Source organism: Dysgonomonas sp. Marseille-P4361 (assembly GCF_900343125.1).
Lineage (GTDB): Bacteria > Bacteroidota > Bacteroidia > Bacteroidales > Dysgonomonadaceae > Dysgonomonas.
The window spans coordinates 653630-667943 of the sequence record NZ_OPYL01000001.1 but is presented as its reverse complement, the minus strand read 5'-3'; the positions used below and the strand labels follow the sequence as shown (position 1 = coordinate 667943).

8 protein-coding genes are annotated in these 14314 nt (G+C 37.4%); 2 read left to right on the top strand and 6 right to left on the bottom strand.

Features of this window, described 5'->3' with window-relative positions; genetic code table 11:
• Positions 1-201: 201 nt before the first annotated feature.
• On the top strand, positions 202-1494 hold the full coding sequence (gene tyrS / locus DHU68_RS02705) for a tyrosine--tRNA ligase (RefSeq protein ID WP_108821410.1): 1293 nt from the start codon (positions 202-204) through the stop codon (positions 1492-1494).
• Positions 1495-1699: 205 nt separating this feature from the next.
• Here the strand turns inward: tyrS and DHU68_RS02695 are convergent, their stop codons facing one another.
• A complete protein-coding gene (locus DHU68_RS02695; RefSeq protein WP_108821409.1) occupies positions 1700-3442 on the bottom strand; it encodes a helix-turn-helix domain-containing protein in 1743 nt (580 codons plus the stop codon).
• Between the two features lie 255 nt (positions 3443-3697).
• Between DHU68_RS02695 and DHU68_RS02690 the strand changes: the two genes are divergently transcribed.
• Positions 3698-4852: an FISUMP domain-containing protein gene (locus DHU68_RS02690; protein ID WP_160111057.1), complete on the top strand. Its 1155-nt coding sequence runs from the start codon at positions 3698-3700 to the stop codon at positions 4850-4852.
• Positions 4853-5334: 482 nt separating this feature from the next.
• Here the strand turns inward: DHU68_RS02690 and bglX are convergent, their stop codons facing one another.
• From bglX to DHU68_RS02665, 5 genes are all read right to left on the bottom strand, one after another.
• The gene (bglX, locus tag DHU68_RS02685; protein ID WP_108821407.1) at positions 5335-7605 is read right to left on the bottom strand and encodes a beta-glucosidase BglX; all 2271 of its coding nucleotides are present in this window, start codon (positions 7603-7605) and stop codon (positions 5335-5337) included.
• Between the two features lie 66 nt (positions 7606-7671).
• Positions 7672-9903 carry a glycoside hydrolase family 3 C-terminal domain-containing protein gene (locus tag DHU68_RS02680; protein ID WP_369831330.1) on the bottom strand — a complete coding sequence of 744 codons (2232 nt, stop codon included), beginning with the start codon at positions 9901-9903 and terminating at the stop codon, positions 7672-7674.
• 46 nt (positions 9904-9949) lie between these two features.
• Positions 9950-11215 (bottom strand): glycoside hydrolase family 5 protein, encoded by a 1266-nt coding sequence (locus DHU68_RS02675; protein ID WP_108821405.1) that lies wholly within the window; start codon positions 11213-11215, stop codon positions 9950-9952.
• Between the two features lie 84 nt (positions 11216-11299).
• A complete protein-coding gene (locus tag DHU68_RS02670) occupies positions 11300-12748 on the bottom strand; it encodes a PKD domain-containing protein (RefSeq protein ID WP_108821404.1) in 1449 nt (482 codons plus the stop codon).
• Positions 12749-12774: 26 nt separating this feature from the next.
• Complete coding sequence (locus DHU68_RS02665; protein ID WP_108821403.1) at positions 12775-14313, bottom strand: RagB/SusD family nutrient uptake outer membrane protein; 1539 nt, start codon at positions 14311-14313, stop codon at positions 12775-12777.
• Position 14314 lies beyond the last annotated feature (1 nt).

The following is a 14314-nucleotide window of genomic DNA, read 5'->3' as shown; positions in this document are numbered from 1 at the left end:
GATTTATAGCTTGGTATATTTATCATTTTAAATATAAAATCGAATCTGCTTATAAGTTCTTGCTTAATATACACTTTCATGATGTGTTAATTTTGATAAGATATTGATATTTTTCTATTAACTTTTTTCTATTAGAAATTAAGGTCGTACTTTTGTGTGCAAACTATAATTATATTTCGTAGAATAAATTAAACTAATTCGATGAATTTTGTTAAAGAACTAAGATGGAGAGGTATGATCCAAGATGTCATGCCGGGTACGGAAGAACAACTGCAAAAAGAGTTGACTTCAGGTTATGTAGGTATTGACCCTACTGCAGATTCATTACACATCGGTCACTTAGTGAGTGTGATGATATTGAAGCACTTTCAACGTGCAGGACATCGTCCAGTAGCCCTTATTGGCGGAGCAACAGGTATGATTGGCGACCCTTCGATGAAGTCTGCCGAACGCAATCTGTTGGATGAAGCAACACTTCGCCACAATCAGGAATCGATAAAGAAACAACTTGCTAAATTTCTCGATTTCGAGTCTGACAAACCAAATGCAGCTGTATTGGTGAACAACTACGACTGGATGAAAGATTTTTCTTTCCTAAGCTTTATCCGCGATGTAGGTAAACATATTACCGTAAACTACATGATGGCTAAAGATTCGGTAAAGAAACGCCTTAATGGTGAAGCTTCGGAAGGTATGTCGTTCACTGAATTTTCTTATCAGTTGATGCAGGCTTACGATTTTCTTCATCTATACGAAACAATGGGAGTTCGCATCCAAATGGGAGGCTCTGACCAATGGGGAAATATTACTACGGGTACAGAATTGATACGTCGAAAAGTTGGAGGAGAAGCTTTTGCTCTTGTTTGCCCTCTAATAAAGAAAGCTGACGGTACTAAATTCGGAAAAACAGAATCGGGCAATGTTTGGCTTGATAGAAGATATACCTCTCCTTACAAATTCTACCAATTCTGGTTGAATGTAAGCGATGAAGATGCTGATAAGTATATTAAAATATTCACAGCTCTGAGCAAGGAGGAGATAGAAGGGCTTGTTGCCGAACAAAAAGAGGCTCCGCACTTACGTCCTTTACAAAAACGTTTAGCTAAAGAGGTTACTATCATGGTACACTCTGAAGAGGATTATGAACAAGCGCTGGAAGCTTCGAATATTTTATTCGGAAATGCAACAGCTGACGCTTTCAAGAAATTGGATGAAGAAACTTTCTTGCAAGTTTTTGAAGGGGTTCCTACATTCGATATTTCTAAGGAAGAGCTTACTGCAGGAATCAAAGCTGTTGATCTTTTAACAGAAAAAGCGAGTGTATTCCCTTCGAAAGGAGAAATGAGAAAAACGGTGCAAGCCGGAGGGGTAATGATTAATAAAGCCAAAGTAGAAAACTTTGATGATGTAGTCGATGCTTCTTCCCTTATTGCTGATAAATACATTATTGCACAAAAAGGAAAGAAAAATTACTTCCTTCTGATTGCAAAATAAAGATATTCCTGCTTTTGTAGCTTATATGGATGTCTCATGGTGTAATGGTAGCACTGCAGATTCTGGCTCTGCCAGTTTAGGTTCGAATCCTAATGAGACAACAAATAATTTTCTCAAACGACTAATTATCAACATGAATAACTTGTCATTTATATTTGAAATTATAAAGATTAGTATAGAGAAGACACATTCGTTAATCCTTCGTCTAGTCTTCTTCCAGCTCAATCTTAGCTTGCCTGAGTTCATTAGGTGACATCCCGAATCTTTCTTTAAAAAGCTTATAAAAAGTAGAACTAGATGCGAAGCCAGCATCATACATAATTTGATTTACCGGAGTAGATTCGTTGACTATGAGTTGGTATCGAGCATAGTCTAAACGATAATGATTGATGTATTCAAGAAAAGTTTTTCCCGTTTCGGACTTAATGGCATCTGTCAAATAACCACGATTAGTATTGAGATGCTCGGCCAACTCTTCTCTTGTTAAATCCGAGTTTTTAAATATTTGAGTTTCATTTACGTAGACTTCTATCCTTTTAAAGAGCTGTAACTCCTTACTATCAGATTCTTGGATATCTTCACTCTCGACAAAGAATTTCCTTTCTCGAACAATATACTTATCCAACTCTGCATATTGTTTGAAAAGGTTTTTATTTTTTTCTTTTATTTTCTTGCTATTCCTTCTTATTATATAAATAATTGTACAAAGCAGAACTAGGACAACAGCTAGAGCGATATTAATTGTTCTACTTTTCTCCAATTCTGCTCTATCTTTTTCTCGTTCTATTTCCACTTTATCTAGTTCATACGCCTTTGATAATTGTGACACTTGCAATGGAAAGTTTATCTGATTAACAGAATCTTTATAATGAATCCAATCCTTTTGCAGAATAAGAGCTTCTTTTAACTTCCCCAACCCTTCTAAAGCAGTTATCATCATCTCTGTAATATAATCATATATATATCGTTGAGGATGCTCTTCTTTAAAGTATCTCGAAAGTGGATTCAAGTATTTTAGAGCCATATTATAATCCTTCTGTAAGAGATAATATTCTCCCCAAGTACAATTTACAGATGGATATATTGGATTTACTGATTCTACATAATTAATTTGGTTTATTTTATCTAGATAAGATTTAGCTTCCAGAGGCTTCTCTAATTTTATATATATAGATGCGTAATTTGTATAGTTTTGAATTCTCAATTCACTAACCAAAAGTTCCTCCAATATCTCTTCATCTTGATTTATCAGGGTATCTACTGTCGCACAGGTTTCGAGAGCCTTCTCATATTCTTTATTGTTGGTATAAGCCAATATCAGATAGTAATAACACATCAGCCTACTATATGAATTAAGCTTTTCGTTTGGGCTCAAGGAGACTTTCTGCGACTGTTCTATAGCCTGTAAAATTGTTTCTTTTGCAAGATCATATTTATTCAAGGCCAAATAAGCCTCTGTCAACAAGATATAATCATTATAACTATAAGAACTACTCCGATTTTCCAAATAGGTCTTAATATTACGGATTGCTAATTCATAATAGCCATGAAAGAGATATATCCTTCCAATATAGAGATATGTCTGATTAGGGTTCTTTATATCATTTTCGGCATATATCCTATTCGCCAACTCCCCATAGTAAACTGTACTATCCATATTATTTTGGAGCATGAAATGCCTAGACTTCAAAGCCATACTTCCTGCCAGATATCTCATGTTTTTTTGTCTAGAAGCTTCAGATTCTACTTGTTTAGCTATATTAAACATCTCATCCGTATCTAAGCAAAAATTGGCAAGTTCAAATAACAATTCTAGTTTTCTCTCTCCTTCGGCATTTTTGACTTCCTGACTTAAACTGTCAATCTTATTTATTTGAGAAAACAACTGTGTACTAAATAAAAAAACGATAATTATCGTCAATGTAAGTTTCAAAGTATAAACATTCATTATGTGTGCTTATTTGGAATTGCTAATATCGTAAAAAAAAAGCAGACAAGTGATTCTACTTCACATTTTTATAACTCTAGTAATCAATAAGATGCTTTATTAGGATAACTTATTGCATAATTAGGACACTATATTTCATTAGATGGAAGCCTTTTTGCAGCACTCGGAGTCTCATCATTTTTACAATTAATATGTTTGATACCTAATAAAACAAACATTACAAACACACAATATACAACAAAAACAAACATGAAAATGAGAAACTTGAGTTACTTAGCAATACTTCTTTATTGCTTTTTGCCTGCAAATATAGAGGCACAGGTTACTATTGGTTCGGGGCTTACGCCTAAGGAAGGCGCTATCCTTGATATAAAAGAATTCGACTCTACAGTGACAGATTATGCGACAGCTACAAGAGGACTTATGTTACCACGTGTTGAACTTACTGACATGACCAACTTATATCCCATGTTTTCTGAAGACGAAGATTATATAAACAATAATCAAGGAAAGAAAGACGCAGAAGACGCAATACATACAGGTCTCACTGTGTACAACATAGGCAAAGATTATTGTTTCGATTTATATCCAGGAGTATATATATGGGATGGTAAACAATGGGTTTTATTAGGCAAAGGAACTTTCCCTGCAGAAGTAGACATATTAGTTGATGATCGTGACCCTAACAATATCGAAAAATACCAAATAGGCAAGTTTGGAGATGCAGGTTGGTGGATGTTAGAAAATTTAAGAGCGACAAAATGGCCTAACAATAATACAGAAGGGGCAGATGTTGAGGATTTGATTCTTGCAAAACCCGTAATGGTTGATACTGACCCAGTAGCCAGACCTACATATTATTATCCTAAAGGAGATCCTGCCGATTTAGCAGCAAACCCTCATCATGGTTATATGTATAGCCTGCATGCTGCACTGAGGATTACTCAGGACAATCTCGCAGACAATACCTTCGAACTTTCGGGAAGGCAGGGAATTTGCCCAGACGGATGGAGAATTCCTACATGGAATGACTGGCAAAAGCTTGCTTTTTCGAAAGAGAAGAACAATCAGGACTTTGACGGAGAAATATATTTGAACCCATGTAAGTATGCTCATAGCAATATAAATGTTAATACTGGTGTTAATATGATATCAATGGAAGATTCTCCTAAAGGGAAAAGTCGTATTAAAGAGCATGGTGGATTCAATGCCAATCTTTTAGGAAGAATGACTTCGGCAGCAGGCCTTGTTGAGTCTGGTACTTTAGCCTATTTCTGGATTGGTCATAGAGATACTAAATTAGCTAATCCTTTTGCCGGTGCATTGGCTGAATATCTTGATTTTGCTGCATATTATCAACCTATGGCGAGCCGCACGCAGATTTCAGTTCGGTGTGTACGAAATGACTAAATCTTTTTGATAAGAAAACTATTAAAATCATATAGGTCTCTTAAACTAAACTATTTCTATATAAGACAACATGAATGTCATATAATTGTATGTGTGTGCGTAAATTTTATTGTGCATTCAAGAGGAGTGTTTATCGGGAGATAAGCACTTCTACATTTTCAAGCGAAAACAAACAACATACAGATATTAAATCAACACATTTCTTTTAGTATGACTCATTATTACCTCTTTTAAATATATTTTACTCAGATATAGAATACTTTTTGCGCACATAGGAATTACCATTGCATACCAATCGATATATTTACTGCCGTATAATAAACAGACCCTCCGACCACACACACTTTATTCTCTAAGTCACTCTAAGTATAAAGAATAGCCTAATGCTATTCTTTAACTGGAGAGAACATGCTTTCAAAAAACAAAGGCTCTGATAACAGCGGTTATCAGAGCCTTCTAACTTTACAGTAAGTAACCAAACATTACCTTAAAGTGAACTTTATACCATTATTAACACGGCTATCTGTTCCAATCATCAATTCAAATTCTCCTGGTTCTGCCACAAAATTCAAATCATGATTATAATATTTAAGGTCTTCAACCGATATTTCAAATTTTACTTCTTTTGTTTCACCTGCTTTTATGAACACTTTTTCGAATGCTTTCAATTCTTTTACAGGACGGGTAGAAGTAGCTACAATATCTTTAATATACAATTGAACAACCTCAGCTCCATCAACGGTGCTGGTATTAGTAACCTTTACTGTTGCTATAAGCTTATTTGCTGGTGTCATCTCTGTGGCTGACAATGACACATCTCCATAACTAAATGAAGAGTAGCTCAATCCATAGCCAAACGGATAAAGAGGAACATTCGGAATATCCTGATAATTACTCCTATATTTTATATAAGACATATTAGGAGGCATAGGACGACCCGTATTTTTATGGTTGTAATATACCGGTATTTGCCCAACATGATAAGGGAAAGACATTGGAAGTTTTCCCGATGGATTCGTACTTCCTACCAACACATCAGCAATAGCTCCTCCTGCCTCACTTCCTGCAAACCAAACATTCAGTATAGCCGGTACATTCTCATGCTCCCAAGTTAAAACAAGCGGACGTCCTGTAAACAGCACCAACACAACCGGTTTACCTGTATTTAACAACTCTTTCAACAGCGTTTTCTGAGGTTCCGGGATATCCAAATTTGCGCGCGAAGCTCCTTCTCCTGACATTTCAGAACTTTCGCCTAATGCTGCAACTATTACATCTGCATTCTGCGCTGTAACTAAAGCCTCTTTCAACATTTCCGCATCAGATCTACCATCACGCTCAGATATATTCTTATAGGACAGTTTCTTTTCCAATTCGGCATCAGACAAGAAGTTACTTCCTTTAGCATAATTTACAACAGCATTAGTTCCCATCACTTCTTTCAAGCCTTCAAGCAATGTTACTGGTTTAACAAAATCAGAATGAAAACTCCACATGCCGGGCATATTAATTGCCGAATTTGCAAGAGGACCAATTAATGCCACCTTACCTGCACGCTTCAAAGGAAGTGTTTGATTATCATTCTTCAGCAACACCATACATTCTGTCGCTATCTGGCGAGCTTCTTTTCTATTTTCTGCTGTATAAATATCACGTTTGCTTCTTGCTACATCACAATATTTATAAGGATCGTCAAACAAGCCTAGCTTGTATTTTGCTTCAAGGATATGACGACATGCTGCATCTACTGACTCAACCGAAGCTTTCCCTTCTTCAATCGATTTAACTAATGTACTATTAAAAGCTTCACTTACCATATCCATCTCTACTCCCGCCTCTAATGCTCGCGCCGCAACAGTGGCATAATCGCCAATGCCATGCATGATCATTTCTGAAATTCCTGTATAATCCGAAACAACTAATCCATCAAATTTCCACTGATTGCGCAGAACATCTTTAATCAGGTATTTATTGGCTGTAACAGGTATTCCTTCGAAGTCATTGAAAGCTGTCATAAAACTACCCGCATTCGCCTCTACTGAAGCTTTAAAAGGATGCATATATTCATTGAACATACGCTGACGACTCATATCTACCGTATTATAATCACGTCCCCCGTCAGGAGCGCCATACAGAGCAAAATGCTTCACACAAGCCATGATATTTTCAGCTTTAGAAAAATCACCTTGATATCCTCTGATCATAGCTTTTGCTATTTCTCCTCCCAGATAAGGATCTTCTCCTGCGCTTTCCGCCACACGTCCCCAACGAGGATCTCGCGTTATATCAACCATCGGACTAAAAGCCCAACCGATACCATCGGCACTCGCCTCCTTTGCTGCTATACGAGCCGATTTTTCGATCAAATCCATATTCCAAGAAGAAGCTAACGCTAAAGGAATAGGAAATACAGTCTCGTAACCATGAATAACATCCAAGCCAAACAGCAAAGGAATCTTCAAGCGGCTTTCCTGCATAGCTATATCTTGATACTTCTTGCATTCTGCTGCACCCTTTATACCAAACAAAGCTCCTACTTTCCCGTTTCTTATCTTGTCATAAACTCCTTCACTTTTTGCATCTCCAGTCATAATACCGGAAACCGGCAGATTCAGTTGTCCTATCTTTTCCTCAAGCGTCATTTTGCTCATCAGGTCAGTAATAAACTGATCCATTTTCTCCTCGTTCTTTTCTTGTGCAAAAGCCAAAAAAGAGAAGCTTAATAATAGAACAGACAATAAGACTTTTTTCATATTTATCTTTTATTTAATAATCACTCTTCGAAACACTATTCAGGGTTTCACCCTCCTCTTAAAAGCTTATTGAAATTTAAAAGAAGCTTTTCCTTTAATATCTGAAGCTGAAGCACCAATAATTGCTTCAAAATCTCCTTCTTCTACTACCCATTCATGTTTAACCGGATCAAAGAAGCTTAAAGCAGACTTATCTATTGTTATAGATACAGTTTTTGTTTCACCTGCCTTCAAGCTTACCTTATCAAATCCTTTCAACTCTTTCTCCGGACGAGGAAGAGAAGACTTCATATCCTTAATATATAGTTGCACAATCTCTGATCCTGCTCGATTCCCTGTATTGGTGACAGACACAGACACAGTTAATTTGTCAGTTGCTCCCATATTAGATTTATCAACAGATACCTTTCCATATTTAAATGTTGTATAACTCAACCCATGACCGAAAGGGAATAGAGGTTTGATTTTCTCTTTATCCAACCAACGATAGCCAACAAAGATTCCTTCCTTATAGGTTACTTCTTTATCTACACCTGGATAACATTCTGTATCGAAACTATGCGCTCCTATATCTGTTAGCCTTACAGGAAAACTAAACGGTAATTTTCCCGATGGATTGGCATCTCCGACAAGTATAGACGCTAATGCGTTGCCAGACTCCGAACCATTGTACCATGATTGTACAATAGCAGGAACAGCTTTAGTCCAAGGCATAGCTACTGCATTACCCGAAATATTTACGACTACTAGATTTTTGTTTGCTTTCGAAAGCTCAGTAATCACTTTGTCCTGACTGTAAGGTAAATCGTATGATTTACGATCATTACCTTCGCTATCTTGGAAATCACTTTTGTTTAAGCCCCCTATAAAAACTACAACATCAACCCCTTTTGCCAAGTTAACGGCCTCAGCAATCAACTCGTCGGCTGAACGTGATTCTGACAGATCTTGCCCCGAAACTACACCATTATATTCACCACTGGCATCTCCGACATATCCTCTGGCATAGATAACCTCTGCCTGATTTCCAATACGAGCTTTTAATCCATCTAAGGGTGAGACTTCATATTTTGCTTTCAGAGAAGAAGATCCTCCTCCGACAGTCATTGCCTTAATAGCATTCTCTCCCACTACTAGAATTTTCTTTGTTTTGGTAAGATCGATCGGTAATAGATTATTGTTGTTCTGGAGAAGAACGATGCCTTCTTCAGCTATTTTGCGACCTGCATCACCATGAGCCTGAGTAGCAAATGAACCCCAAGGGCGATTTTTATCCATCGTTGTACGGAAAGCAAGACGAAGAATATTTCTCGCCTTTTTATTTACTTCCTCGACATCCACTTCGCCCGATTGCAATAAACGAAGAAATGGTTTAGAAAGATAGTAGTTATCATAAGCATTGCTCGCACCTTCGCTCAACCCGTCTGTCCAAGAGCCAAATTCCATATCAAGGCCGTGATAAATAGCTTCTTTTGTATTATTCACTCCACCCCAATCGGAAACAACTACTCCATCGAAGTTCCACTCATCACGCAGAATCTTATTTAGCAGATAGTCGTTATGGCAAGCCCATTGTTCTTTGTAGCGATTATAGGCTCCCATAATAGCCCATGCTTTACCTTCTTGCACAGCTGCCTTAAATGCAGGTAAGTATATCTCATAAAGTGTGCGATCGTCTACATTTACATTTACAGTGTGACGATCAATTTCCTGGTTGTTCAAAGCGTAATGTTTCACACATGCAGCGACACCATTACTTTGTACCCCTTGTATGTATGGAACTACTATTTGCGAAGTAAGAAACGGATCCTCTCCCATGTATTCGAAGTTACGCCCGTTAAGAGGAGTACGATATATGTTTACTCCCGGCCCTAACAAGATATTCTTGTTGCGATAACGAGCTTCTTCACCAATCGATTTTCCATACAACAGAGACATTTCTGGATTCCATGTCGCAGCCAGACAAGTCAGTGCAGGGAAAGCTATACATGAATCATTCGTCCATTCTGCTTGCTCCCACTCATCCCACATCACTTCGGGACGTATGCCATGAGGACCATCTGTTGCCCAATTTTCGGGAATACCTAAGCTAGGTACACCTGCAGAACTAAATTTAGATTGAGCATGGCACAAAGCTACTTTCTCTTCCAATGTCATCCTTGAAAGAGCATCTTCTACCCTCTCTTCAATTGGTTTATTTTCATCCAGATAAATAGGCTTTTCGTTTTGTGCATTCATCCAACTGATGCTTCCAGATAAGATAATGCACAGTAGCAATAATGTTTTTTTCATTTTTATTTCGTTTTACTTTTAGAGTAATATTTCATTAAAACATCTTATAATGTTATGGCTCCATTCCCATAGCTTTGATATAACCTTCGTTAGGGACACAATGTTGGAATTTCATATTTTCAATCAGATCCATCATTGCTTTCTTCACTTCCTCCTGATTAGGTCTTACCGATCTAATCTTAGCGAAAGAGCTTCTATCTTCTTTTGTGTAAGCTACTATTTTACCCCAATTTTCGGGAGTCGGGATTGTCATCATACAACTGCGAGGTACCATTTTCTTGTAAGGCCAGTAATGCCACCCAATATTGTTTTTCTCCATCAATCTTGTCCATCCTGCAACCCATTGATCTGTATTTTCTCCAGTTTCACCCATATAAATAGGAAGATTTACACTGTCTCGGAATTGCACGAAATCTTGAATATCAGACTGAAGTGTATCGCACCAATACCTATGACAAGTGTACATCATATTACTATCATATTTAGAGTCTGAGAAAACTTTAAAATTGCTGTTCCATTGAGCTCCTCCTAATAAAACAATATGATTTTCGTCAACTGTACGGATAGAATCAATACATCTTTTGTAAAGAGGCTCTAACCTCTCGTTTAGGAAGCTGTCGTTTTCCATAAAATAGTGAGCAATAGGTTCATTTAGCAAATCGTATCCTAAGACGATTGTATCATTTGCATAATGCTCTGCTATATTCTTCCATATATGACAAAATAGATCTTGGCTTCTCTCATCCACAAACAGCCACGGGTATCCATAACTATCATCAATATTATCTCCTGTTTGTCCTCCAGGAGCATCATGCATATCAAGAATAACATAAAGTCCTTCTTCGCGACACCATTCTATTACTTGATCTATTCTTTTCAAGCCATCATGATCAGCATCTTGCCCCATGAAGTCTTCATTGGTGAATAATTTGTAATGGAATGGAATACGTATAGAATTCATTCCCGTACGTTTGATATACTTTATATCCTCCTGAGTTATATAATTATCTTTAAATTTTTGCCAGAACTCTCGCGTAAAATCGGGACCTACCATCTCACAAAAGGCTTCGTTAATTTGCCTGTATGATGCTGCCTGATCGCTAAAGTGGAACATATAGCCTTCCGGATTCAGCCAATTACCCAGATTAATCCCTTGAATAAAGAATTTCTCACCATTTTCTTTTACTATATCGGGACCGCTAACTCGCAGAAAACCTCGGGTTACCACCTCCTCTGTATCTGTACTTTTAGGCGAACAAGCCCCTATTCCCAGCAGTATAATGACTATTATAGCCGGAATAAACAATATTTTATTCATTAGTATACTATGTAAAAACATAGGTTATCATCCCTCTAAAAAGAGAGTCTGACAACCTATGCTATAATTAAAAAATACTTCTATTTATTTTTCAATTAATTGAAAATTGTCAAAGTAAAAAATACCTTTTTGATCTCCTTCTCCACCAAATTGGATTACAATTTTGTCAAATGATTCTACTGCAGCCGAATCGCTGAAGTCAAACTCAACAGCAACCCATTTGTCCAGATCGCCAGTTGATAATGTTATTTCTTTATTCGCTTCCGTTGCAGCTGGATCGCTTGCCATAGAATCTTGCAGCTTAACAACAACTTTCGCCTCTAAGCCCGCATTAACTGTAGCAGTAGAAATCAAGACTTGCATTCTAACTTTATTTTGTTTTTTAAGGTCGAATGTGTAATCAGGAGTCACATATGACAAATTTCCTACTTTTCCTTCAGCTTTCTCATATGCAAAGGCTTTTTGAGAAGAGTTCAAGGCATCGTAGGCAAGATAGTTGCTTGCAACACCAGTTCTTTCTCCTAAATCTGCTGGAGAGAAAGCTACAGATAGTTCCTGTCCTTCAAAATCTTCGCTAAGAGCTTTTACTGCCGGACGCTTACCAATGTTTAGCTCTTCTCTACAGTATACCAATACCCAGTCTTGACCTTCGGTCGGATTAGCAGTTCTTAAAGCTAAAACATCTCCTGTTTGATAGATGATTTCATAATCTTGCGTTCCACAATAATAACCTAGGAAAGCATTTCCGGAAAGAGTTAATACTGGATATTCGCCTGATTCTTCTATAGCAAAGGTATAATCACCTCCAGCATATTTGAATACTGCATCTTCAGCTTGTTGATCTATCAATGTATAACCCCCTTGTTTATATGTAGCGAAACGTCCATATCCAACACCTTCATTTGCAATATTAAGTTTAAGACCATCTTGAATGAATGTGAATTTAGAACTATATAAACTCCAGCCTGCTTTTGCATTAGCTGCAGCACCCCACCATTCTTGTCCATAGCTATTGAGAGGTCCTAATCCCATATGACCGGTTATTCCAAAGCCCGTTGCCGCTGCAACTTCTGCTGTGTAGTTGTTGAATTGGTCAATTACCCAAGTAGTACCTTCTGGTTTTTCCATCCCTCCAGTCAAGTCTACAAACGCTTTAGAAGCTAACAGACTAGGGTCATCTTCTTTTATAACTAACACTTCACTCTTTTGAGCCGTCCCACCGTCAGCAGTATATATAGTCAACGTTACTGTATATTCTCCTGCATATGGGTAAGAAGCTGTTGCAGACTTATTCTTACTTGTCGAATTGTTGCCAAAATCCCATAGAATAGAATAAGGAGTTTTAGATTCGGTAGTATTCGTAAATGTAAACACATTAGGGCTCTTATCCGACACGACTTTAGTATAGCTCACCTGATCGTCTGTAATCGGAATAATCTCACCTAAGTTGTGGTCGTCGTTATCCTGAGGATCGCAGGCAAAGAAGCCAAACGACAATAACACAAATAGCAATGATTTTATTATATTTTTCATATTCTTCTTTTTTAGAGGTTACTACATTAATTCCACTGACCAACTTGTTTCAAAGGGAATTCAGTACCATTTGTTTTATCTATCTCTTCTTGAGGGATAGGAAGGTGTTTCATCCAATCTTGGAAAGTGCGTTTTGTACTGTATTCATCTATATCTTCAGTCAAAACTTTCTCTGCATCACCCCAACGAACCAGATCCCAGAATCTCATACCCTCACCAACAAATTCGCGACGGCGTTCCAACTTAATATTTTCTGCAGTTGCAGGAATACTCTTGCTAGCTCCAAAAGCACGACTACGTACTTTGTCTAAACAAGCCTGAGCTGTTACTCCATCAACTTCCCCTTGTCCATGCATTTTCACCAATTCTGCATAGTTTAACAAAGTCTCTGCATAACGGAATATTCTCAAGTTATTAGAATAGTTTAGTTCCGGATCTATAGTAGTTTCGTTATAACCTTCACGTGCTGCATATTTTCCTAAGAAATAGCCAGTATTCTGGAATCTAGGATTATAAGTACCCGGTTCCCAATATTTAACAGATGCATCACGACGAGTATCTCCATTCTCGAATATCTCATAAGTCGATTTACGTACTGGAGCAAATCCCCATCCACCTTTATAAACCTTTGCAGGGTCTTTCAACTCATTCGGAGAAATAAATGCAGGGAAATTTGTTCCAAATCCACTCCAAGCATTACCCCATGTTTTACCTTCCGGAAGATGATTAGCCTCGAAAATAGACTCACTACAGAATTCATTATCATTATTCCACATAGCATCAAAATCATTAAAGAGCTGGAAATCTCCACTATTAATAATTTCTGCCATATCTTTAGTTACTTCAGCATAGCGAGACTCATCTTTCTGATAAAAAACAACTCTAGCTTTTAACATCAACACAGCAGCATGAGATGCACGTGACTGATATTTGGAACTACCCATTGTGTTCATATCTAAAACTTTATCTTTTTCAGCTTCTGCTATATCTTTCATAATGAAATTATAAATTTCATCTGCACTATATTGAGGAGCTACGTAAGGATCTTCAAGAGGATCTTCGTAATACACAACATTTCCAAAGAACTTCCACAATAGGTGCATATAATATGCTCTTAAGAAATGCCCCTCTGCTTTATATTTAGCTAAATCACTCTCATTTACGTCTACAGCTTTGCTACATGACAGCAATAGATTATTTGCACGGGTCAAACCATTATAGTAGATACTCCACAGACCAGAAACAGTCTCACGAGAGTTGGATGTAAATTGAGATATCTTATAAAGTACAGCCTGGTCGGTCAAGTCTCCCCCGCCCTTTAGAATATCATCGGAACGAAGATCTGACATCAGAAGAATTGAATTATAATTTCCTCCAGCATAGTTATCAAATAGAAGAACCTGATAAGTTCCAGCGAGGTTTGAAAGTATTGCTCCCTCTGTAGCTGGTTTTCCTGCCTCTTGTTTGTCTGTTGTGGCATTTTCTAAGAAATCGTCCCCACAAGAGAACAACATCGAACAGCCCATAAAAAGAGATATTATTTTTATGTATATATTTTTTTTCATA